This window comes from Pseudomonas azotoformans, assembly GCF_900103345.1.
Taxonomy (GTDB): domain Bacteria; phylum Pseudomonadota; class Gammaproteobacteria; order Pseudomonadales; family Pseudomonadaceae; genus Aquipseudomonas; species Aquipseudomonas azotoformans.
This window is the reverse complement of record NZ_LT629702.1, coordinates 218,468-241,116: the sequence shown is the minus strand read 5'-3', so window position 1 is coordinate 241,116 and position 22,649 is coordinate 218,468. Positions and strand designations below refer to the sequence as shown.

The following is a 22,649-nucleotide window of genomic DNA, read 5'->3' as shown; positions in this document are numbered from 1 at the left end:
CGTACCTGCCAAGGAACCGCAATGCGCCATCTGGACGGCAAGCCAAAACCCTATCTCCTGTTCCTGCTGGCAACCCTGGCCGTTGCCGGCTGTTCGCCCAAGGATCAGTCCAGCGCACGGGTGATCAACGGCGAACAAAGCCGGGCCGGCGCGCAGTTGGCCTATGAACATGAACTGAGCCTGGCCCTGCCCGGCGCCCTGCTCGCGCCGCGCATGCAGGCCACCCGCGAGGCCTGCGAAACCGCGCGTTTTGGTGCCTGCAATATCCTCGGCATCACCGAAGACGGCAGCGGCGGCCAGATCATCCTGCGCATCGCGCCAACCGGGGTCGAACCGATGGTTGCCATGGCGGCTGAAGGCGGCAAGCTCGGCCAGCGCATCACCACCGCCGAGGACCTGGCCGATGCCGTCGCCGACGTACGCCGCCGCCAGGACCGCCTGCAGGCTCAACAACAACGGCTGGATGAGCTGGCCAAGCGCAAGGACATCACCGTCAGTGACCTGATTGCCTTGAGCAAGGAGCAGGCCGGTATTGAAAACGATCTACAGGAACTGACCCAGGTTGCCGCCGGCCAGCAACGTCGTCTGGATACGAACCGGGTGACGCTGAACTTCCGTTCCTCTGACGGCGCAAACCAGCCATCACGGTTCAGCAGGATGTTCAGCAACCTGGGCGACAATCTGGTCGACGGCACCGCCGACGCCCTGGAGCGATCAAGCTATGTACTGCCGTTCGTGATCCTGGCGTTCCCGGTGCTGTGGTTGTGGGTGTGGCTGTGGCGGCGTTTTGTCAAACGTCGCACCTGATCAGCGCTTCAGGCAGCGCTGATAGCGCTCGTCGACCCGCTGGGCAAACCAGGCCGTGGTCAGGTTACGGGTGATCTTGGGACTCTTGAGCACGATGCCCGGCAGGATGGCCCGTGGCATCGGCTTGCCGGCGGCCTTGTCGGCCAGCGCGAACACGCGCTTGTACAGGGTGGTGTCCTCGAAGTCCAATTGCTCGCCCTGCTCCAGCTGACTGCGGATGCTGGGGTTGCGCATGTCCAGTTTTGCCCCTAATGAACGCACCGCCAGCTCGGTGGTGCCGGGCAGCAGTGAGCCATAGCGAATCAAATCTCCATCCAGGGCCAACTCGGTGCCCGAGACGCGGCTGACGGCCGCCTGGAATGCGGCATTGCGGCTGGCGTACCACCCGGCATTGAAATCGGCAAAGCGATACAGCGGCCGATCGTAGTTCACCGGGTAACCCAGTAAATGCGCAATGCCGAAGTACATGCCACCACGCCGGGTAAAGACTTCGCGACGAATCGTGCCATCCACCGTGTAGGGATAACCCCGCGCCTGTTTCTGCGCAAAGTCGATACTCACCTGCATCGGGCCTGCGGTATGCACCGGGTTGAAACCACCAAACAACGTATTGCCCAGGGGCACCATGCTGATGAAGTCATCAAAGATGCCGCTCAGGTCCTTCTCCGTGCGCGCAGCATTGAGGCGGTCGGCGTAGGTCTTGCCACTGGGTGAGCGCAGTTGCAGGGCGCTGCGCACGACAAACGCCGGCACATGCACGTTGCCGGCACGCCGCAGGATTTCGTCCTGGGCGATCTTGCCCATGTTGGGCACCGGCGGGTCGACCTGATAGGTCGACTCCTGCTCGGTCACCGCCAGCACCGCGCAGATGTTTTCCGTGCTGGGGTAGATGTTCTGGGTATCGAAGGCGGTGTAGATGTCCTGGGCCCAGCCCTCGCGATCGGCCACCTTGGCCGGCAACAGCCGCACGACCTGTGCTTTCACCTCGGCCTCGCTGCGCTGCGGCTGTTGCGGGTTGCGCGTGGTGGAGCAGCCGGCCAGTACCAGTAGCGAACAGAGTAAAAGGGTAAGACGGGACGAAGACATTCAAAGCTTCCTGAGGCAGCGGAATTGAAATACTACCCCACAAACGACGCAGGCAAATGTGGGAGGGGGCTTGCTCCCGATAGCAGTGGCTCAGCCAACAAAGAAGTTGAATGTGCCGCCGCCATCGGGAGCAAGCCCCCTCCCACCTTTGAATGTGCGGTGGTTCTAGATCCCGGCCAACGCCAGGTCCATCGCGAAGTAGGTGAAGATCAAATCCGCACCCGCGCGCTTGATCGAGCCCAGCGTCTCACGCACCACACGGTCCTCATCGATCGCCCCGGCCTGGGCGCCGAACTTGATCATCGCGTACTCGCCGCTCACCTGGTACGCCGCCACCGGCAGGCGCGAGGCTTCGCGGATGTCGCGGATGATGTCGAGGTAGGCACCGGCCGGCTTGACCATCAGCGCATCTGCGCCTTCCTGTTCGTCCAGCAGCGATTCGCGTACGGCTTCGCGGCGGTTCATCGGGTTCATCTGGTAGCTCTTGCGGTCGCCCTTGAGCGCACTGCCACCGGCTTCGCGGAACGGGCCGTAGAGGGCCGAGGCGAATTTGGTCGAGTAAGCCATGATCGGGATATGGGTGAAACCGGCGTCATCCAGGGCACGGCGGATCGCCTGGACCTGGCCGTCCATCGCCGCCGAAGGGGCAATCACATCGGCACCGGCACGGGCGGCGGCCACGGCCTGCTTGCCGAGGTTAACCAGCGTCGCGTCGTTGTCGACATGGGCACCGTGCATCACACCGCAGTGGCCGTGGTCGGTGTATTCGCAGAAGCAGGTATCGGACATCACGATCATTTCCGGCACGGCATCCTTGATGATCGAGGACATGCGCGAGACCAGGCCACGCTCCTTCCAGGTGTCGCTGCCGCTGGCGTCCAGATGATGGGACACGCCGAAGGTCATCACCGACTTGATGCCGGCACGGGCATAACGCTCGATCTCGCCGGCCAGTTTCTTCTCAGGGATGCGCTGCACGCCCGGCATGCTGGTGATAGGCACGAAGTCATCGATTTCTTCTTCGACGAAAATCGGCAGCACCAAGTCGTTGAGGGTGAATTCGGTTTCCTGGAACAGGCCACGCAGCTCCGGGGAGCGGCGCAGGCGGCGTGGACGGGCTTGGGGGAACTGGCTGGTCATGGTGGTCCTATCGCAAGGCAGAAAATCTTTGGGGCGAAAGCTTATGCCCCCAGGCCCCGGCAGCACAAACGCCGAGGGGCCAATAGTGTATTGCGTGGGCGGTAACAATTTATTGATCTAGAGCTGTACACGCCCTTCGATGCACACCGAAACAGCGCCACCGATCCAGATTTCATCGCCCTGGCGCTCAACGCGGATCCGCCCTGCCCGACCTATGGCGGTGCCCTGGCTGACCACAAAGCGCTCGGGCGCCAGGCCCTCGCTGAGCAACCATTGCGCGAGCCCGGCGTTCAAGCTGCCGGTGGCCGGGTCTTCCTGGGCGCCGTCGCCGGCAATAAAGGCTCGCACTTCAAATTGCGCGTCCACATCATCGCGCCCGGCGTCACAGGGGGCGATCACACCTACGGCCAACCCCAACAGTTGCGAATAGTCCGGCCGCAACGCCAGGACCTGGTCACGGTCTGCCAGCATCACCGCGAGCCAGCCGGCGCCATTGTCCACCCACTGGCTGCGCACGATGGCCCCCGGCTCCAGGCCCAAACCCAGGCGCACACGCTCCAGCAACGGCGCGTCCACGGTGCCGGAGCGCAATAACGGCGGCGCGATAAACGCCAGTTCATCGCCTTGGCGACGGATACGCACCAGGCCGATTTCGCACTCCTGGACGATGTCCTCGCCTTTGGGGATACCGCCTGCCTGCAACCAGGCATGGCAACTGCCCAGCGTCGGGTGCCCGGCGAAAGGCAATTCGGTCAAGGTGGTGAAAATCCGCACCCGGTAGTCAGCCCGGGGATCGCGTGGCGTCAGTAAGAACGTGGTTTCACTGAGGTTGGTCCAGTTGGCGAAATCCGCCATCTGTTGGTCGCCCAGGCTGTCAGCGCCGAACACCACCGCCAGCGGGTTGCCTTTGAGCGGCACGCGGCTGAACACGTCCAGCTGTTTGAAATCGAAAGTCGGCATGCTTCAACTCGGAATATTAAGGCCGCGGATCACCGCCGGCCGTGCAACGAAACCGTCCAGCGCGCGCAGCACATTGGGAAAGTCGGCAATGCCCACAAGGTCACCGGACTCGTAGAAACCGATCAGGTTGCGGACCCACGGGAAGGTGGCGATATCAGCGATGCTGTACTCGTCGCCCATGATCCAGGTACGGCCCAGCAGGCGTTTTTCCAGCACATCGAGCAGGCGCCGGGATTCGGCGGCATAACGGTCGCGCGGGCGTTTGTCTTCGTAGGCCTTGCCGGCGAATTTGTTGAAAAAACCTAACTGGCCGAACATCGGGCCGATACCGCCCATCTGGAACATCAGCCATTGAATGGTTTCATAACGTGTCGCCGGGTCCTCGGAGAGCAATTGACTGGTTTTTTCCGCCAGGTAGATCAGGATCGCGCCGGATTCGAACAACGCCAGCGGCTGGCCGCTGGGGCCATTGGGGTCGATGATCGCAGGGATCTTGTTGTTGGGGTTCAGCGACAGGAACTCGGGAGATAACTGGTCCTGGGTCTCGAAGCTGACTTTGTGCGCTTCATAGGGCAGGCCGAGCTCTTCGAGCATGATCGACACTTTTACCCCGTTGGGGGTCGGCAGCGAGTACAGTTGCAGGCGCTCGGGATGCTGGGCAGGCCATTTGCTGTTGATCGGGAACGCGGCGAGTGGGTTCATCGGAAAGCCCCATGTGTTTAAGTGCTGAAAGCCCCCATGATAGTCATCTGGCGAGCGTCCTGCATGGGTCATCAATACGCAACAAGCGCAGGCTATTATCCCGCGAGGGCGAACCAATACGCCCTCGCGCACTCATAAGTGCGCTCGAACGGTGAAAGGAGGCACCTGGCTATCTCGACAGGGAACACCACAGGCGCCCCAGGCGTCATCGTGGCCAGGCGTGTCTGCCTTAACGTGACGCATGAAGACTCGAACCTATAATGACGATCAAGCCTCTGCGCCTAGTGCAACGACTGAAACGCTATTCATACATCATGTTGCCGCTATTGCTGATCGGCGGCGCCATCGACCTGACCCTGGAGTCGCGCATCAGCAACGCCGACCAGGTAGACGGTGTGCAAACCCTGGTCTTCCTGCGCCACGGTGAAAAACCCGCCGGCGGCCTGGGCCAGCTCAATTGCCAGGGCCTCAACCGGGCGATGAACCTCGCGACCCTGCTGCCGGAAAAGTTCGGCAAGGCCAACTTCGTGTTCGCCGCCAACCCGACACGCAATGTGGAGGAAGGCGAGCTGGACCATTCCTACAGCTATATTCGCCCGCTGATGACCATCAGCCCCAGCGCGATCAAGCTCGGCCTGCCGGTCAACATCAAGTTTTCCGCAAATGACACCAGTGCCCTCGCCGACGAACTGGTGGAAGACAAGTACCACAACTCCATCATCTACACCGCCTGGTCCCACGGTTACCTGCCGGAGTTGATCAACAAGGTGGCGAGCGAAGCGTCCGGCGAAAAACACACCATCACCGACGACTGGTCCGGCAGCGACTATGACACGCTGTATGTGCTGACGTTGACCTGGCACAACGGCAAGGCCTCGTTGCTGAGCCGCAACTACAAGCAGGGCCTGAACAACGGCGAAGAAACCTGCCCACCCCCGACTCAGGTGAGTGCCGAGAGCTGAGGGCGTATGATGCGCCGCTATTGACTCACCTGCGGATCATCACCATGCCCAACCTTGCCTCCCCCCAGCCCAACCGGGGCTGGTCGTTCTGGTGGAAACCAGCGCTGTTCCTGCTGGTCGCCTGCGTCGGCCTCTACTACGTGAAGTGGTCGCCTTACTACCTCAAGGCCTTCGTCGCCGCCGATAACCACAGCATTGGCGCCTCGATTCTCCACGACCAGCAAAGCTCGCCCCTGGCGGCCGCGCTGGCGTATGCCCAGGTGTACTTCCTGGCGATCTGGAAGGCCGCCGTCCTGGCGGTGATCCTGGGCTCCCTCCTGCAAGTGCTGATCCCGCGCGACTGGCTGCTGCGCCTGTTCGGCCGTGCCGGGCTGGGTTCGACTGTGCGCGGCGGGCTGTTCGCCCTGCCGGGGATGATGTGCAGTTGCTGCGCGGCTCCGGTGGCGGCCGGCATGCGTCGGCAGCAGGTATCGGTGGGCGCGGCGCTGGCGTTCTGGATCGCCAACCCCGTGCTGAACCCGGCGACCCTGGTGTTCATGGGCTTCGTGCTGGGTTGGGGCTTCACCGCATTGCGGCTGGTGGCGGGGATTGTGCTGGTGGTGGGCGTGTCGCTGATCGCGCAACGTATCGCCCGCCCGGACCAGGTACCGGAAGCGGCGCTGGGCGCGGTCGCCGAGGTCAGCGCGGTTGAGTCCCAGCCGTTCCTGGGCCGTTGGCTGCGGACCCTGTGGCAGTTGTTCTGGAGCACGATCCCGGTGTACATCCTGGCCGTGCTGATCCTGGGTGCCGCGCGCGTGTGGCTGTTCCCCCATGTCGACGGCGCCATGGCCAACAGCCTGGTATGGCTGGTGCCGCTGGCGATTGTCGGTACGTTGTTCGTGATTCCCACCGCCGCCGAGATCCCCATCGTACAAACCATGATGACCCTGGGCATGGGCACCGGCCCGGCCGTGGCCTTGCTGATGACCCTGCCCAGCGTGAGCCTGCCGTCGCTGCTGATGCTGCGCAAGGACTTCGATGCGCGGGTGCTGGTGACGGTGGCTGGGTTGACTATGTTGGTGGGAGTACTGTGTGGGTTGATCGGCGCGGCTATTCTTTAGTTGCCTTTGTGAGGCTGATGTCGCTTTCGCGAGCAAGCCCGCTCCCACATTCGACCGCATTCCTACAGAATAAACGCGGTTAAATGTGGGAGCGGGCTTGCTCGCGATGAGGCCCTTGAAGCGCCCCCATCAGCTTCGTCGAACATTGCGCTCGCGCAAATACTCCACCACGGCGCCCTGCTCCCCCGCGAACTCGATCCGTGCGCCTTTGCTTTCACGCTGGAAGGCGTACATCGGGTCGTAATATTCACGCAAAAGCCCTTCGATCCAGGCGCGATGCAGGTGCACGTCACCGCTGCGGGCCTGCTCCGCCAGGGCCGCCTGCAAGATCGCCTGCAAGCGCTGGAAGCGTTCGCCGCCCAGGCGTTTATGGATATTGCCCAGGCTCTGGGTCAGGCGCTCGGCAAACAGCGCCTGGCCGGCGTCGCCGAACACCTCGATAAACTCGGCGCGCAGGTCCACCACATAGTCGCGCAGGATCCGCTCGACCCGCCCTTCTACGCTGTCCTGCAGCCACACCATCTGGAACGTCTGCATGCCCTTGTGCAACGCCAGCGGCAGCGCACAACTGCCGATCATGCGGCTCTCATCCTCGACCACGAACTGCTCGATACCCGCGGCACGCTTTTTCAGCAGGTCCACGGCCAGGCGGTTTTCAAAGTCGATGTTGGACGGCTGCGCCGTGGCGCGTTTGCCGAAGCTGGAGCCGCGATGGTTGGCGTGGCCTTCCAGGTCCAGGGCATTGCGCAACTGGCCGAGGACTTCGGTCTTGCCAGTACCGGTCATGCCGCCCAGCAGCACGAAGTCACACTGCGTGGCGGCGTGCTCGACGGTCTCCAGCAAAAACGTACGCATGGCCTTGTAGCCGCCACCGACACGGGGATACTCGATGCCGGCTTCGGTCTTGAGCCATTGCTGCACGATCTGCGAACGCAGCCCGCCACGGAAACAGTAGAGGTAGCCCTCGGGGTGGGCCTTGGCGAACCGCGCCCACTGCTCGATACGCTCGGCCTTGATAGCGCCGGACACCAGCTCATGCCCGAGCACAATGGCGGCCTGCTGGCCCTGTTGCTTGTAGCAGGTGCCGACGCGCTGACGTTCGTCGTCGGTCATCAGCGGCAGGTTGATCACCCCCGGGAACGCACCCTTGGTGAACTCGATCGGCGCGCGGGTATCCATCATTGGCCGATCATTGAGGAAAATATCGCGGTAGTCGGTGATATCGGTTGCCATCAAATCACCTCAACCGCGTGGGTCTGTCGCTCGAGCAGCTCGCCGATAGGTTCCAGGACCAGGCCCAGTTCAGCCGCCATGCGGTGGAATTCGGCGTCGCCCTCGGGCGTGACGGCGATCAACAGGCCGCCGCTGGTCTGCGGGTCGCACAGCACGCGTTTGTGCAGTTCCTGCAAGCGTCCCACCTTGCTCGAATAACTGTCGAAGTTGCGCAAGGTTCCGCCGGGCATACAGCCCTGGTCCAGGTAGTCCTCGATCCCGGCCAGGCGTGGGACCTTGGCGTATTCGATACGTGCGGTCACGCCGCTGCCGTCAGCCATTTCCACCAGGTGGCCCAACAAGCCGAAACCGGTGACATCGGTCATTGCCGTCACCCCCGCCAACTTGCCGAAACGGCTGCCGGGCTTGTTCAGGGTGCACATCCAGTCGCGGGCCAGGCCGATATCCGCCTCGCGCAACTTGCCCTTCTTCTCGGCGGTGGTGAGGATGCCGATGCCGATTGGCTTGGTGAGATACAACCGGCAACCGGCGGTGGCCGTGTCGTTGCGCTTCATATGGCGTTTTTGCACGATGCCGGTTACGGCCAGGCCGAAGATCGGCTCCGGGGCGTCGATGGAATGCCCGCCCGCCAGAGGAATGCCGGCTTCGTCACACACCGAACGGCCGCCACGGATCACTTCGCGGGCAATCTCCGGCGCCAGTACGTTCACCGGCCAGCCCAGAATAGCGATGGCCATCAGCGGATCGCCGCCCATGGCGTAGATATCGCTGATGGCATTGGTGGCGGCAATCCGGCCGAAATCGAAGGGATCATCGACAATCGGCATGAAGAAGTCGGTGGTGGAGACCACGCCGCGCTCGTCGTCGATGGCGTACACCGCCGCATCGTCACGCGAGGCGTTGCCCACCCACAGGTTGGGGTCAAGGTTCTGTGCGCCGCTGCCGGCGAGGATCACTTCCAGGACCTGGGGCGATATCTTGCAGCCACACCCCGCGCCGTGGCTGTACTGGGTAAGACGAATCGGCTCGTTCATGTAGGACCTCACGCTATCAAGTGCGCGAATTCTAACAGACAGCAAAAAGCCGGCTGGGCTCAAATGAGCGCAGCCGGCCGTTTGGTTTCAGCGATTACTGCCGGGCAGCGAGCAAACGCTGGTGGCGGTTACGCCGGGCAATGTTCAAGCATTCGATGGCCGCCGAGAACGCCATGGCCGCATACACGTAGCCTTTGGGTACATGGGCGCCGAAGCCTTCGGCGATCAGGGTCATGCCGATCATGATCAGGAAGCCCAGGGCCAGCATCACCACGGTCGGGTTGTCGTTGATGAACTTGGCCAGCGGTTCGGCCGCCACCAGCATCACGATCACCGAGGTCACCACGGCAATGATCATGATCGGCAAGTGCTCGGTCATGCCCACGGCGGTGATAATGCTGTCGATGGAGAACACCAGGTCGAGCAACAGGATCTGCCCGATGGCCGCGGCAAAGCCGATGGCCACGACGTTGCCGGCGTTGGTTTCCTTCTCTTCAGGCTCCGGGTCCATGCTGTGATGGATCTCGGTAGTGGCCTTCCACACCAAGAACAGGCCACCGGCGATCAGGATCATGTCCTTCCACGAAAACGCCTGGCCGAACACTTCGAACACCGGCGCCGTCAGTTGCACGATGAACGCGATGGTGCTCAATAGGCCCAACCGCAACACCAACGCCATGCTGATACCGATGCGTCGCGCCTTGGCCCGATGTTGCTCCGGCAACTTGTTGGTGAGGATCGAGATGAAGATCAGGTTATCGATGCCCAGCACGATCTCCATCACGATCAAGGTCGCCAGGGCAATCCAGGCGGTGGGGCTGGCGGCCAGTTGTAAAAGGTAATCCATAGGTCAGTCCTGACGTTGAGCGGAAATTAGGCTTCTTTACTGTTCGATTCGGTTTCTTTCTCTTCCTGATCATCCTTCTTCTGCGGGTTGATCAGGCCGTTGGTCGCTTCACTCAATGCCTGTTCGGCAGCCTTGTGGGTGTCATCGATAGCTTGCTTGGCCGATTCGGTGGCCTTGCCCAGCACCTGCTGCGCGCTTTTCTCGACCTGATCGCAACCGCTGACCACTACCAATGAAAGCGCAAGCAAGGATGCCGCGCCCAGGGAATTGAGTTTCATGATGTCTTCCTCGTTAGAACCATTGGGTCCAAATAGTGGCCCCGCGATAGCGAGGCATTCTATGCAGGCAAACAGTTCAGGAAAATTCGTATTTTTCTCGCGTATACTTCGGTTTTTACGAAGTGATGGCGAGCATGCTCAATTACCGACAACTGCACTACTTCTGGGTGGTGGCCAAGACCGGCAGCATCGTGCGCGCGTGTGAGCAACTCAACCTCACGCCCCAGACCATCAGCGGGCAGATCAGCCTGTTCGAGCAAACCTTCGGTATCGCGCTGTTTCAGCGCGTCGGCCGGCAGTTGGAGTTGACCGAAGCCGGGCGCCAGGCCCTGCCCTATGCCGAGCAGATGTTCCAGACCGGCAATGAATTGGAGGCGATGCTGCGCGCGCAGCCCGACGAACAGCAGATCCTGTTCCGCGTCGGCGTGGCGGATGTGGTGCCCAAGTCCATCGTCTACCGGTTGATCGCGCCGACCATGGAGCTGAACGAGCCGATCCGCATCACCTGCCGCGAAGACAAACTCGAACGCCTGCTCGCCGACCTGGCGATCCAACGCCTGGACCTGGTGATTTCCGACAGCCCCATGCCCACGCACCTGGACATCAAGGGCTACAGCCAAAAGTTGGGGGAATGTGGCATCAGTTTCTTCGCCACCCAGGCCCTGGCTGACGAACACAGAGGAAATTTCCCACAGTGCCTGCACGGCGCGCCGCTGTTGATTCCGGGCGCGGAAACCGTGGTACGCAGCCGTTTACAGCGCTGGTTTGCCGAGCAACAGATTCAACCGAAGATCATCGGCGAGTTCGACGACAGCGCCTTGATGCAGGCATTCGGCCAATCCGGCAGCGGGATCTTTATCGCCCCCAGCGTGATTGCCGACGAGGTGGTGCGCCAGTACGGCGTGGCGCTGATTGGCCAGACCGTGGCCGTGACCGAGTCGTTCTACGCGATCTCGGTGGAGCGCAAAGTCAAACACCCCGGCATCGTGGCGATTACCGAAGGCGCCCGGCGCGAGCTGTTCACCGCCCTGCCCTGACGGCTCAGGTACTGGAGGAGATCGGTTGCTTGGCGGTCATCAGCCACAACGCCAGCAGGATCGACACCAGGATGAACCCGGACGCCGCAAAGCCCAGGCTGCCCAGGCCGAGGGTGTCAATCACATGCCCGCCGACCATGGCCCCAAGGCCGATCCCCAGGTTGGCCCCGGCAATGTTCAGCGACGCGGCAAACGCCGGCGCGTGGGGCGCGGCCTTCATCAGGCGCACATGGCTGACCAGGAACATCGCCGCCTGGGTTACGCCCCACACGGCCATCGCCGCCGCCAGGCCGATGCTCGAATGAATCGCCGGCACCAGCGCGACCATGCCGGCGATCATGAAGCCGCAGAACACCATGGAGGCGATCAATGGGTGGCGATCCACCGCCCGTCCGCCCAGGGAGTTGCCGATCAGGCCGACCGCACCGAAGCCCATCAGGCACCAGCCCACCAGCGTGCCGTCGAACCCGGCCAGGCGCTCAAGGATGTCCGCAAGGTAGGTGTACGCCGTGAACATGCCGCTGAACACCAGGATCGACAGCAGGATATGCCCCTGCATCAGCGGGTTGCGCAGGATCTTGAACTGCGCGCGCAACGTCACTTCATCGTTCTTCGGCTGGGTCACCGGCAGGTAGATAAACAGCAGCAAGGCCTTGGCCAGCGCGATCACCGCGAGGATGGCAAACGCGCTGCGCCAGCCGAACATATCCGAAATCAGCGTGCCCACCGGAATGCCGAACACCGTGGCACAGACAATACCGAAGCCGATTTTTTCAATCGCGCGGCCAGCGAATTCAGGGCCGACGATGTCCACCGCCGTTTCACTGGCCAGGGCCCAGAACACCGGTAAACCCAGCGCCGGGATCAACCGTGCCAGCGCCATCACCCAAATGTTCGGTGCCAGGGCCGCCACGGTATTGGCCACACCAAACAGGATCAGGATGCTGATAAACAGGCGCTTGCGCGGGAAACGTGCGCAGTACGCCGTCAGAAACGGACCAAACGCCGCCACGGTAAACGCGAACAAGGTCACCAGCAGCCCGGCCTGGGACACACTGACATTCAAGTCGCGGGCGATGGACGGCAACAGGCCGACGATCACGAATTCTGTGGTCAGCACGGTAAAGCCGGCGGCTGACAGCAGCAGGATGGGAAACAACATGAAAACTCCAGAAACGACGACATCAACGACAGCCCGAAGGGCCCGCTGACGGAGAGGAAAGATGAGAGAACAGAATCTTATCAGAGTATGTCCGGATTTGGCCAAGGCCAGGGCAAGCGGGTGACGCAATGCCGCACCGCCAAGGACTTCTCCCGCAGCATGCTAGACTTCGCAGCCCGCGTCCTACAGCACTTTCCGAGTCAGTAGCTGCGCCCTAAAAAAACTAGAGACAAGTGTTTATGACTGCTGCCCCCTCTCTCCTGCAACGCCTGGCCCGCGTCAGCCTGGTCACGCAAATCGTCATCGGCCTGATCGCCGGCATCCTGTTGGCCCTGCTGCTCCCCGACGTGGCACGCTCCACCGGGTTTATCGGCAAGGTATTTGTTTCCGCGCTCAAGGCGGTGGCACCGATCCTGGTGTTTGTGCTGGTGATGGCATCCATTGCCAACCATAAACATGGCCAGGAAACCCATATCAAGCCGATCCTGTTCCTGTATTTGCTGGGCACCTTTGCCGCCGCGGTGGTGGCAGTGGTTGCCAGCATGTGGTTCCCCTCTTCGCTGGTGCTGGCGACCCATGACGCAGCGGTGACCGCGCCCGGCGGCATCGGCGAAGTGTTGCAGAGCCTGTTGCTGAGCGTGGTGGATAACCCGGTCAGCGCGCTGATGAATGCCAACTTCATTGGCATCCTGGCGTGGGCCATCGGCATGGGCATTGCCATTCGCCACGCCGCGCCGACCACGCGGGTGGTGCTGGAAGACCTGTCCAACGGCGTGACCCTGATCGTGCGCGTGGTGATCCGCTTTGCGCCACTGGGCATTTTCGGCCTGGTCGCCTCCACACTGGCCACCTCCGGTTTCGGCGCCCTGCTCGGCTACGCCCACCTGCTGGTGGTGCTGATCGGCTGCATGCTGTTCGTGGCGCTGGTGATCAACCCGGCCATCGTGTTCTGGAAACTGCGCCGCAATCCGTACCCGCTGGTGCTGATGTGCCTGCGCGAGAGCGGCATCACCGCGTTCTTCACCCGCAGTTCAGCAGCGAATATCCCGGTAAACCTGGCGTTAAGTAAACGCCTGGGCCTGCATGAAGACACCTACTCGGTGTCGATCCCGCTCGGCGCCACCATCAACATGGCCGGCGCGGCGATCACCATCACCGTACTGACCCTGGCCGCCGTGCATACCCTGGGCATCGCCGTCGACCTGCCCACTGCGGTGCTGCTCAGTGTGGTTGCGGCCATCTGTGCGTGCGGTGCTTCCGGCGTGGCAGGCGGTTCGTTGTTGCTGATTCCGCTGGCGTGCAGCCTGTTCGGCATCCCCAGCGAGATTGCCATGCAGGTGGTGGCCGTCGGTTTCATCATCGGTGTGCTGCAGGATTCGGCGGAAACCGCACTGAATTCGTCCACCGATGTGTTGTTCACCGCCGCCGCTTGCCTGGGCAAGGAAGAACAGCCGGCTTAACCGTCGCGCATAAAAAAACCGGGGCGGTTCTTGCAGGAACCGTCCCGGTTTTTTTATGCGTGCTTAGAAAGCGCCCATGTAATCGCGCTTGCCCACTTCCACGCCGTTGTGGCGCAGCAGCGCGTAGGCGGTGGTGACGTGGAAGAAGAACTGCGGCAGGCCGTAGGTCAGCAGGTAGGACTGGCCGCTGAAGCGCTTCTCTTTCGGCGTGCCAGGGCGAGTGACGATCTCGATGCCTTCCTTGCCGTCGATCTGCTCAGGGGTGATGGTGTCGACAAAGGCCAGGACCTTGGCGATCAGCGCTTGCAGGTCGGCGAAGGTCACTTCGCTGTCTTCGTACTTAGGCACTTCGATCTCGGCCAGGCGCGCGGAAACACCCTTGGCGAAGTCGACGGCGATCTGCACCTGGCGCACCAGTTGGAACATGTCCGGGAACAGACGCGTTTGCAGCAAGGCGTTCGGCTCGATGTTCTTGGCGGTGGCGTGGGCTTCGGCCTTGGTCAACACACCGCTCAGGGCGGTGAGCATTTGCTTGAAGACCGGGATGGAGGCGGCGTACAGGGAAATAGTCATGGCAGTCTCATGGTTATGGCACGGTTTGAACCAGCGGCGATTATAGACATGCCGGGCGCTTGTCTTTTATTTTTTCCGGCTTAGGCTAAGGACCTCCACTGCATAGGGAACGCGCGATGACCGCCGAGCACGACACCGACACCCCTGAGCCGCGCCTGAACAGCACGGAAATCCGCATCCTGGGCTGCCTCATCGAAAAACAGGCGACCAACCCGGAAACCTACCCCCTGACCCTAAACGCCCTGGTGCTGGCCTGCAACCAGAAGACCAGCCGCGAGCCGGTGATGAACCTGAGTCCGGGCCAGGTCGGCCAGAGCCTGCGCGTGCTCGAAGGCCAGGGTTTCACGCGCCTGGTGATGGGCAGCCGTGCCGACCGCTGGGAACACCGTGTGGACAAGGCGCTGGAACTGGTGCCGGCCCAGGTGATCCTGACCGGGCTGCTGTTTCTACGCGGGCCGCAGACCGTCAATGAACTGCTGACGCGCAGCGGGCGCATGCACGACTTTGAAGACGCCGAGCAGGTCGTGCATCAGCTGGAACGCCTGATTGCTCGGGGGCTGGCCTTGCTGGTGCCGCGCCAGGCGGGGCAGCGCGAAGATCGTTATACCCATGCATTGGGCGATCCGCAGGATATCGAGGCGATCATCGCGGCGCGGGGCAATCCGGTGGAGCGCGGCGGTGTCAGTGGCGTGTCTGTCGAACGCATCGAAGAACTCGAAGCGCGGATTGCACTGTTGGAAGAACGGCTGACCAAATTGGAACCGCTGTAACGCGGAAAAAATGTGGGAGGGGGCTTGCCCCCGATGACGGTGTGCCAGTCAATAATTTCATTGTTGAGCTACCGCTATCGGGGGCAAGCCCCCTCCCACATATGATATTCAGGGTTCTTCAGGTTCGGGCGAACGCCACGGCTTTGGCGAACTGCTCCGGCGTCGGTCGCACCCCGGTATAGAGCACAAACTGCTCCAACGCCTGGATCGCAATCACTTCAAGCCCGGTAATCACGCGTTTACCTTGGGCACGTCCACGCACGATCAATGGGGTTTCGGCGGGGATCGCCACCACGTCGAACACCGTCTCGGCAGAATCCACTGCATCGGCGTCGAATGCCAATGCATCCGCCTCGGGCCCGCCCGTCATGCCGATGGGCGTCACGTTGATCAGCATCTGCGGGCGCAGGTCGCCCAGTTCCGCCAGCCATTCGTAACCCAGGTTCTGCGCCAGCGCCCGGCCCGCAGTCTCGTTGCGCGCGACGATCACGCCATTGGCGTAGCCACCATCGCGCAAGGCACTGGCCACGGCCTTGGCCATGCCGCCGCTGCCACGCAAGGCGAAGGTCGAGTCCTGTGGCACCGCATGCTTCTTGAGTAACTGCTCAATGGCGATGTAGTCGGTGTTGTAGGCCTTGAGGTGCCCATCGGTGTTGACGATGGTGTTCAGGGAGTCGATGGCTTGAACCGAATCGTCGAGCTCATCCACCAAGGCAATGGCGGCTTCCTTGAACGGCATGGAAACCCCGCAACCGCGTACGCCCAACGCCCGGATACCACTAATCGCGCCGGGCAAATCCCGGCTGCTGAAGGCTTTATAGTAGAAGTTCAGGCCCAACTGTTCGTACAGATGGTTATGAAAACGCAGGCCGAAATTCCCGGGGCGCGCCGACAGCGACATGCACAATTGGGTGTCCTTGTTGGGGTGCATCTGCATGGGTAACTCCTTTGAGTAAGCAAATCGGTACAGACCTTACACAACCTTTACCTAGCGGCCGTGCTGTTTTTCAGAAATACGTTGTCTTAAAAGTATCCCCGCGACATTACTTGAGTCTATTGATTGCAGACCACAAGCGCTGGGGCTAACCGAGGAATGACCATGATTCGTACAATCCCCAAGATCGCCTTGCTGGTTGGCGCACTCGCGATGGCAGGCCAAGCCTCCGCCCACGGTGGTGGTTGGGGTGGCCCGGCCGTATTGGGTGCTTTAGTCGGCGCCGCTGTCGTGGGCTCCGTGGTTGCCAGCCAGCCGCGTGAGGTCTATGTGCAGCAGCCGGTGTATGTGCAACCGCAACCGGTCTATGCCGCTCCGCCGCCGGTTTATTACGCACCGCCACCGCCGGTGTATGTGCAGCAACAGGTTTACTACCGCCCGGCGCCGGTCTATTACGGCCCACCGCGTGGCTATTACGGTCCGCCCCGCGGGTACTACGGCCCTCCTCACGGTTACTACGGCCGCGGTTGGTAACCGGATCGTTCGAAACAGGCCTCGCAGGATTGCGGGGCCTTTTTTTGCCTGGAAAGTCCGGATTCAGGGCGTCAAGGTCGCTCTGGGGACAATGCCCGGCGCGTAATCGCACATTATCAACACCAATGTCTACTTGCCCGAACAGGCCTCGCGCTGTCATGTTTGTGTCACGAAACACTCCCACTATCGAGATTGTCCACCCAATAACAACAAGGACGACTGACCATGCCCACGCAAAACCCGCACCGCACCGCCGGCCTCTGTACGTCCAGCAAGGTCTACAGTGCCCTCACGGAACTCAAGCACCTGGAAGGCCACCGCAGCGCCAAATTCCTCGCGTTGCTCGCGGAAAACCTGGTACGCAAGGGGCTGCTCAGTGAGCAGGAAGTGGTGAACATGCTCGATCAGGTCGTGGACTGACGCCTCGCGTCGATGTCGACTATCGAGACAGTTGATTTTTCCTACGCCAGCCTGCCCCGTAAAGTGCCCCCAACAGCGATTGGAGGTCTTTATGCCCACTGTACAAATCATGTCCGTCATCGGCAGCGCCGTCCCCGCCCCGCTTCGAAAGTCGGGTCTGCTCGCCTGCTGGTACCTGGTACGCGATGGTGAAGCCATCAGCGGCCCACTGACCTCCCTGTCAGATGCCGAAAAACAACTGCAACACGCCTCGACGTTCAAGCTCCACGCCTGATAGTCACGGTAATGGCAGTTTGACTCGCGGCTTGCTCTCCACAAACAGCGCCCAGCTGGACATGAACAGCGCCGCCACCAGCGGCCCGATGACAAAGCCGTTCAGGCCAAACACCGACAGGCCGCCCAGGGTCGAGATCAGGATCAGGTAGTCCGGCATCTTGGTGTCCTTGCCCACCAGGATCGGGCGCAGCACGTTGTCCACCAAGCCAATCACAAACACGCCAAACAGCCCCAGCACCACGCCCTGCCAGATCGCACCGCTCAGCAGGAAGTACACGGCCACCGGGCCCCACACAATTCCGGCGCCCACGGCCGGCAGCAACGACAGAAACGCCATCAGCACCGCCCAGAGCAGCGCGCTGGGAATGTCCAGGAACCAGAAGATCAGCCCGCCCAGCGCCCCCTGGGTCACCGCTACCAGCACGTTGCCCTTGACTGTGGCGCGCACCACCCGGTTGAACTTGAGCTGCAATCGCCGCTTCTGCGGCTCCGCCAGCGGCACCGCCGTGCGCACCTTGCGTACCAGCTCCGGGCCGTCACGCAGCAGGAAGAACAGCAAGTACAGCATGATGAAAAAGCTCACCAGGAAATCAAACGTGCCCTGGCCGAAGCTGAACGCCTGGGTCGCAAAGAATTGGCTGCCCTGCATCGCGCTCTTGACGATTTTCTCGCGCAGGCCCTCCAGGTTGCCCATGCCGAAGCGGTCCAGCAGGTGCTGGAAGTAAGGCGGCAACACGTTCTTGAACTGCTCGATATACCCGGCCACGTCCAGCTTGCCGCTCTCGATGTTCTTGTAGAGCGTCGCGCCCTCTTGCACCAGCAAGGCACTGGTGATGATCACCGGCAGGATCGCGATGACCAGGCAGGCGCTCAAAGTCGCCAGGGAAGTGAAGTTGCGGTTCCAGCCAAAGCGCTGCTGCAGGCGGCGCTGCATCGGGGCAAAGATGATGCCGAGGATTACCGCCCAGAACACCGCGCCGTAGAACGGCAGCAATATCCAGATAAACGCGATGGTCACCAGGCCCAGCAGCAACAGCAGGGTCTTGAATTGCAGGTTGGTTTGATTCATGTCCGGTCCATGTCAGAAAAGCACAGGGCCGGTATCGGCCCTGTTGCTTAGTCCGCAGCGATTCCTGGGAGTGCCGTTGGTTATCGAACAAGCGTAGACCCTATCACTGGGTGGCCTTGGCCTCATTCAACAGCGTCTGGATCATCTGCTCCTGGGCCTCGTACCGGCCTTCACCAAAATGCGTGTAGCGCACCTGCCCCTTGGCGTCGATCAGGTAATGGGCGGGCCAGTACTGGTTATCGAAGCTGCGCCAGATCGCGTAGTTGTTATCGATCGCCACCGGGTAGGTGATACCCAACTTGCGCACCTGGTCCTTGACGTTGCCGATGATGCGCTCGTAGCCGTATTCCGGGGTGTGCACGCCGATCACTACCAGGCCGTCCTTCTCGTACTGCTTGGCCCATTGCTTCACATACGGCAGGGTGTGCTGGCAATTGATGCAGTCATAGGTCCAGAAATCCACCAGCACCACCTTGCCTTTCAAGAATTCGCGGGTCAGTTCAGGTGAATTGAGCCACTCGACCGCGCCGCCCAGCGACGGCATGGCGCCCTGTGCACTGTCCTGCGGATCGGCCTTGACCTTGCTCACCAGGTAATCCAACACCTTCGGCACGTTTTCCAACAGCCCCTTTTCCAGGCTGCTGACGCCTTCGGACGAAGTGCCGGCGAGCAGGATCTTGTCAGCACCGGTAGAAATCACCACTGCCGCTGCCAGTACCGCCACCCCTGCCCCACGGCGCAGCCAACCGGTCAGCGCAATGGAGGCCTTGAGGCGATTGACCAGGCCGCGCCCGGCAACGATCAGGGCGCCCAGGGACAAGGCGCTGCCCAGGCCGTAGGCCACCAGTAACAGGCTGGTCTGTGCATTGGCGCCTTGCAGCATCGCGCCGGTCAGGATCACCCCCAGGATCGGCCCCGCGCATGGCGCCCACAGCAGGCCCGTGGCAACACCGATCATGAGCGACTTGAGCGGACCCGACAGCGCACGACTGTCAGGGTCGATACGGTTGCCCAACAATACGAAGGGCCGTGCCAACCAGCCACCGACCCGCGCCGAGATCAGCGACAGTGCAAACAACCCCATCACGATCAGCGCCACATGACGGCCGGTGTTATTGGCCTGTATCACCCATTCGCTGCTGACCACCGCCAGGCTGGAAATCAGCGCGAAGGTCAGCACCATGCCGCCGAGGGTCAACAGGATCGAACGGCGACTGCGGTCGACACCGGCGAACAGAAACGGCACCACCGGCAGGATACAAGGGCTGAGGACGGTCAGGATGCCGCCCAGGAATGCGACGAAGAGCATGGTGATCACCTTATTGATACGAGGCGCCCATTAAGACCGGGCGAGGTATCGCGCCTGTGTCGGAAAACCGCGCGGATAAATCGATACGTATCCACAGCCCCCGCCGATACACAGCGATACAAAAATGCGCAAAGCACGACTTGGATCAATGAACCGCCCTCGCCGCTCGGCTACCTTCGCGACCTTTTGCGACCCGTGCCCATGCCTTCCATCCTCGCCCCCGAACTGCTCGCCCCTGCCGGCACCCTGAAAAACATGCGCTACGCCTTCGCCTATGGCGCCGATGCGGTGTACGCCGGCCAACCGCGCTACAGCCTGCGGGTACGCAACAACGAGTTCGACCACGCCAACCTGGCCCTCGGCATCCAGGAAGCCCATGCCCTGGGCAAGCGTTTCTACGTGGTGGTGAACATTGCGCCGCACAACGCCAAGTTGAAGACCTTCCTCAAGGACCTGGCCCCGGTGATCGCCATGGGTCCGGATGCGCTGATCATGTCCGACCCCGGGCTGATCATGCTGGTACGCCGGCACTTCCCGCAGATGCCGATCCACTTGTCGGTGCAGGCCAATACGGTGAACTGGGCCAGCGTCGAGTTCTGGCAGCAGCAAGGGATCTGCCGGGTGATCCTGTCGCGGGAATTGTCCCTGGAAGAAATCGACGAAATCCGCCAACAGGTGCCGGCCATGGAGCTGGAGGTGTTTGTGCACGGAGCCCTGTGCATGGCCTATTCCGGGCGCTGCCTGCTCTCGGGCTACCTGAACAAGCGCGATGCCAACCAGGGCACCTGCACCAATGCGTGTCGCTGGAAATACCAGGCCGCCCCGGCGGTGGAAAACGCCACGGGGGATATCGTCCCGCACTGCGAGCCGACCCTGGGCATTGGCGCGCCGACCGACCAGGTGTTTCTGTTGCAGGAAGCCAACCGCCCCGATGAACAGATGCCGGCCTTCGAAGACGAGCACGGCACCTACATCATGAACGCCAAGGACCTGCGCGCCGTGCAGCACGTGGAGCGCCTGACCCACATGGGCGTGCACTCGCTGAAGATCGAAGGCCGCACCAAGTCGCACTTCTACTGCGCACGCACCACCCAGGTGTATCGCCAGGCCATCGACGATGCGGTGGCCGGCCGCGCCTTCGACCGCCGCCTGATGACAGACCTCGAATCCCTGGCCCAACGCGGCTACACCGAAGGGTTCCTGCGCCGGCATGTGCACGATGAGTACCAGAACTACCAGCACGGCAGCTCGGTGTCGGAGCGCCAGCAGTTCGTCGGCGAACTGACCGGCGAGCGCCGGGGCGAGCTGGCCGAGGTCAAGGTGAAGAATCGCTTCGCCGTGGGCAATCACCTGGAATTGATGACTCCCGCCGGCAACTTCCACTTCGACCTGGCCACCTTGCACAACGCCAAGGGCGACGCCATCGAGGTCGCGCCGGGGGATGGGCACACGGTGTACCTGCCACTTCCGGCCGAAACGGACCTGCGTTTCGGCCTATTGATGCGCGATCTCTGAGGGAGCGCCGGGTAAATAAATCCCGGCCTCCATGCTTTCTCCACACAGCCTCCCCCGAACGTCCATGCGCGGTGCGCACACTCAGCCCTTCCCCAGCCTCGACCAGAAACGGCACCAGAAGGAGTTGATATGTCTTTCAATATTGGCCTTAGCGGTCTCCACGCCGCCAATAAGCAGATGGACGTCACGGGCAACAACATCGCCAACGTCGCGACCAGCGGTTTCAAGGCATCCCGTGCGGAATTCGCGGACATCTACGCCGCCACCCGACTGGGCACCGGCCAGAACAGCATCGGCAACGGTGTGAACCTGGCGGCGGTGTCCCAACGGTTTACCCAGGGCGACGTCAACACCACCGGCGGTACGTTGGACATGGGTATCCAGGGCGGCGGTTTCTTCGTCCAGAAAAGAAGCGACGGTTCGCTGGAGTACACCCGCAGCGGCGCCTTCCGGGCCTACAAGGACGGCTACATCACCAACAACACCGGCACCTCGCGCCTGCAAGGCTACGGGGCAGACGCCAACGGCAAGATCGCCAAGGGCGGCCTGGTCGACCTGCAATTGAACCTGGCCAGCCTGCCGCCCAAGGCGTCGACCAAAGTCGATTCGACCAGCAACCTGAATGCGTCGATGCCCGTGATCGACCAGGTGGCCAAGCCGTTCAACCCGAACGACACCAGCACCTTCAGCACCCAGTACAGCACCACCCTGTATGACTCCCAGGGCAACGCCCACCCGATGGTGCAATACCTGGTGAAAACCGACGGCAACAAGTGGAACGCCTACACCCTGATCGACGGGCGCAACCCCAACGGTTCAGCGCCAACCGGTACACCGTCCACGCCACCGGTGCCGTCCGCATTGACCTTTGACGGCGCGGGCAAGCTCACCAGCGTCGTAACCGCAGGCGTATCCGACAAGACCCTGACCCTCACCGGCTGGGTCCCTGGCACTGTGACCAACGGCGTGTGGAAGGCCAACGGTGCGGATGCCAACCCAACCGGCATCGCCGTCAACCTGGCCAACATCACCCAGTACAACTCGGCCAGCTACCGTAACCCACCGGTCACCGATGGCTATGCCACCGGCCAGATCACCGGCCTGAAAATCGACGGCAACGGCGTGCTGTTCGCCACCTTCAGCAACCAGCAGAGCAAGGCCGTCGGCCAGGTTTCCCTGGCCAGCTTCAACAACGAACAAGGCCTGCAACCGGCCGGCGGCACCGCCTGGACGGAGACGTTCGCCTCCGGCCAGCCGGGTTATGACGCCCCCCAAGCCGGCACCCTCGGCGCGATCAAGGCCAATGCCCTGGAGAACTCCAACGTCAACCTGACCAACGAACTGGTCGACTTGATCAAGGCCCAGAGCAACTACCAGGCGAACGCGAAAACCATCTCGACCGAAAGCACGATCATGAAGACCTTGATCCAGATGACCTAGT

The 22,649-nt window shown here is 61.9% G+C and carries 24 protein-coding genes; 11 read left to right on the top strand and 13 right to left on the bottom strand.

The window, feature by feature from the left end; all coding sequences use genetic code 11:
• Positions 1-21: 21 nt before the first annotated feature.
• Entirely contained in the window at positions 22-807 is a 786-nt protein-coding gene (locus tag BLR69_RS01180; RefSeq protein WP_071495096.1) for a DUF4349 domain-containing protein, read from the top strand.
• On the opposite strand, the gene BLR69_RS01175 is transcribed toward BLR69_RS01180, so the two are convergent.
• The 4 genes from BLR69_RS01175 to BLR69_RS01160 form a co-directional block, all read right to left on the bottom strand.
• Entirely contained in the window at positions 808-1,893 is a 1,086-nt protein-coding gene (locus BLR69_RS01175) for a DUF1615 domain-containing protein (RefSeq protein ID WP_071495097.1), read from the bottom strand.
• Between the two features lie 165 nt (positions 1,894-2,058).
• On the bottom strand, positions 2,059-3,033 hold the full coding sequence (hemB, locus tag BLR69_RS01170; protein ID WP_071495098.1) for a porphobilinogen synthase: 975 nt from the start codon (positions 3,031-3,033) through the stop codon (positions 2,059-2,061).
• Positions 3,034-3,150: 117 nt separating this feature from the next.
• Positions 3,151-3,993: a PhzF family phenazine biosynthesis protein gene (locus tag BLR69_RS01165; RefSeq protein ID WP_071495099.1), complete on the bottom strand. Its 843-nt coding sequence runs from the start codon at positions 3,991-3,993 to the stop codon at positions 3,151-3,153.
• A 3-nt stretch (positions 3,994-3,996) separates the two neighbouring features.
• On the bottom strand, positions 3,997-4,695 hold the full coding sequence (locus BLR69_RS01160; RefSeq protein ID WP_071495100.1) for a glutathione S-transferase N-terminal domain-containing protein: 699 nt from the start codon (positions 4,693-4,695) through the stop codon (positions 3,997-3,999).
• A gap of 260 nt (positions 4,696-4,955) precedes the next feature.
• Between BLR69_RS01160 and BLR69_RS01155 the strand changes: the two genes are divergently transcribed.
• Positions 4,956-5,657: a histidine phosphatase family protein gene (locus BLR69_RS01155; RefSeq protein ID WP_071495101.1), complete on the top strand. Its 702-nt coding sequence runs from the start codon at positions 4,956-4,958 to the stop codon at positions 5,655-5,657.
• A gap of 44 nt (positions 5,658-5,701) precedes the next feature.
• The gene (locus tag BLR69_RS01150; protein WP_071495198.1) at positions 5,702-6,757 is read left to right on the top strand and encodes a permease; all 1,056 of its coding nucleotides are present in this window, start codon (positions 5,702-5,704) and stop codon (positions 6,755-6,757) included.
• 129 nt (positions 6,758-6,886) lie between these two features.
• Here BLR69_RS01150 and mnmH read toward each other — a convergent pair whose 3' ends face one another.
• The 4 genes from mnmH to BLR69_RS01130 all read right to left on the bottom strand — a co-directional run bounded on the left by mnmH (position 6,887) and on the right by BLR69_RS01130 (position 10,149).
• Positions 6,887-7,990, bottom strand: a complete 1,104-nt coding sequence (gene mnmH, locus BLR69_RS01145) for a tRNA 2-selenouridine(34) synthase MnmH (protein WP_071495102.1) — start codon at positions 7,988-7,990, stop codon at positions 6,887-6,889.
• Entirely contained in the window at positions 7,990-9,024 is a 1,035-nt protein-coding gene (selD, locus tag BLR69_RS01140) for a selenide, water dikinase SelD (protein ID WP_071495103.1), read from the bottom strand. Before selD ends, mnmH begins: the two co-directional genes overlap by 1 nt.
• A 94-nt stretch (positions 9,025-9,118) precedes the next feature.
• The gene (locus BLR69_RS01135) at positions 9,119-9,871 is read right to left on the bottom strand and encodes a TerC family protein (protein ID WP_071495104.1); all 753 of its coding nucleotides are present in this window, start codon (positions 9,869-9,871) and stop codon (positions 9,119-9,121) included.
• Positions 9,872-9,897: 26 nt separating this feature from the next.
• The gene (locus BLR69_RS01130) at positions 9,898-10,149 is read right to left on the bottom strand and encodes a hypothetical protein (RefSeq protein ID WP_071495105.1); all 252 of its coding nucleotides are present in this window, start codon (positions 10,147-10,149) and stop codon (positions 9,898-9,900) included.
• Between the two features lie 134 nt (positions 10,150-10,283).
• On the opposite strand from BLR69_RS01130, the gene nhaR reads away from it, so the two are divergent.
• Positions 10,284-11,186, top strand: a complete 903-nt coding sequence (nhaR, locus tag BLR69_RS01125; protein WP_071495106.1) for a transcriptional activator NhaR — start codon at positions 10,284-10,286, stop codon at positions 11,184-11,186.
• A 4-nt stretch (positions 11,187-11,190) separates the two neighbouring features.
• On the opposite strand, the gene BLR69_RS01120 is transcribed toward nhaR, so the two are convergent.
• The gene (locus BLR69_RS01120; protein WP_071495107.1) at positions 11,191-12,348 is read right to left on the bottom strand and encodes an MFS transporter; all 1,158 of its coding nucleotides are present in this window, start codon (positions 12,346-12,348) and stop codon (positions 11,191-11,193) included.
• Between the two features lie 239 nt (positions 12,349-12,587).
• On the opposite strand from BLR69_RS01120, the gene sstT reads away from it, so the two are divergent.
• Positions 12,588-13,808, top strand: a complete 1,221-nt coding sequence (gene sstT, locus BLR69_RS01115; protein ID WP_071495108.1) for a serine/threonine transporter SstT — start codon at positions 12,588-12,590, stop codon at positions 13,806-13,808.
• 63 nt (positions 13,809-13,871) lie between these two features.
• Here the strand turns inward: sstT and BLR69_RS01110 are convergent, their stop codons facing one another.
• The gene (locus tag BLR69_RS01110; protein ID WP_071495109.1) at positions 13,872-14,381 is read right to left on the bottom strand and encodes a DUF1993 domain-containing protein; all 510 of its coding nucleotides are present in this window, start codon (positions 14,379-14,381) and stop codon (positions 13,872-13,874) included.
• A gap of 116 nt (positions 14,382-14,497) precedes the next feature.
• On the opposite strand from BLR69_RS01110, the gene BLR69_RS01105 reads away from it, so the two are divergent.
• Positions 14,498-15,151 carry a YceH family protein gene (locus BLR69_RS01105; protein ID WP_071495110.1) on the top strand — a complete coding sequence of 218 codons (654 nt, stop codon included), beginning with the start codon at positions 14,498-14,500 and terminating at the stop codon, positions 15,149-15,151.
• Between the two features lie 118 nt (positions 15,152-15,269).
• Here BLR69_RS01105 and BLR69_RS01100 read toward each other — a convergent pair whose 3' ends face one another.
• Complete coding sequence (locus tag BLR69_RS01100) at positions 15,270-16,088, bottom strand: shikimate 5-dehydrogenase (RefSeq protein ID WP_071495111.1); 819 nt, start codon at positions 16,086-16,088, stop codon at positions 15,270-15,272.
• A 156-nt stretch (positions 16,089-16,244) separates the two neighbouring features.
• Between BLR69_RS01100 and BLR69_RS01095 the strand changes: the two genes are divergently transcribed.
• The 3 genes from BLR69_RS01095 to BLR69_RS01085 all read left to right on the top strand — a co-directional run bounded on the left by BLR69_RS01095 (position 16,245) and on the right by BLR69_RS01085 (position 17,313).
• Positions 16,245-16,619, top strand: coding sequence for a hypothetical protein (locus BLR69_RS01095; RefSeq protein WP_016980060.1), 375 nt, complete (start codon positions 16,245-16,247; stop codon positions 16,617-16,619).
• 225 nt (positions 16,620-16,844) lie between these two features.
• Positions 16,845-17,039 (top strand): hypothetical protein, encoded by a 195-nt coding sequence (locus BLR69_RS01090; protein ID WP_010211349.1) that lies wholly within the window; start codon positions 16,845-16,847, stop codon positions 17,037-17,039.
• 91 nt (positions 17,040-17,130) lie between these two features.
• The gene (locus BLR69_RS01085; protein WP_071495112.1) at positions 17,131-17,313 is read left to right on the top strand and encodes a hypothetical protein; all 183 of its coding nucleotides are present in this window, start codon (positions 17,131-17,133) and stop codon (positions 17,311-17,313) included.
• Between the two features lie 3 nt (positions 17,314-17,316).
• On the opposite strand, the gene BLR69_RS01080 is transcribed toward BLR69_RS01085, so the two are convergent.
• Together BLR69_RS01080 and BLR69_RS01075 are read right to left on the bottom strand one after the other, a co-directional pair.
• Positions 17,317-18,384 (bottom strand): AI-2E family transporter, encoded by a 1,068-nt coding sequence (locus BLR69_RS01080; RefSeq protein ID WP_071495113.1) that lies wholly within the window; start codon positions 18,382-18,384, stop codon positions 17,317-17,319.
• Between the two features lie 103 nt (positions 18,385-18,487).
• Positions 18,488-19,693, bottom strand: coding sequence for a cytochrome c biogenesis protein DipZ (locus BLR69_RS01075; protein ID WP_071495114.1), 1,206 nt, complete (start codon positions 19,691-19,693; stop codon positions 18,488-18,490).
• Positions 19,694-19,894: 201 nt separating this feature from the next.
• On the opposite strand from BLR69_RS01075, the gene trhP reads away from it, so the two are divergent.
• Together trhP and flgE are read left to right on the top strand one after the other, a co-directional pair.
• Positions 19,895-21,208, top strand: a complete 1,314-nt coding sequence (gene trhP, locus BLR69_RS01070; RefSeq protein WP_071495115.1) for a prephenate-dependent tRNA uridine(34) hydroxylase TrhP — start codon at positions 19,895-19,897, stop codon at positions 21,206-21,208.
• Positions 21,209-21,337: 129 nt separating this feature from the next.
• Complete coding sequence (flgE, locus tag BLR69_RS01065; RefSeq protein ID WP_071495116.1) at positions 21,338-22,648, top strand: flagellar hook protein FlgE; 1,311 nt, start codon at positions 21,338-21,340, stop codon at positions 22,646-22,648.
• Position 22,649: the final 1 nt, after the last annotated feature.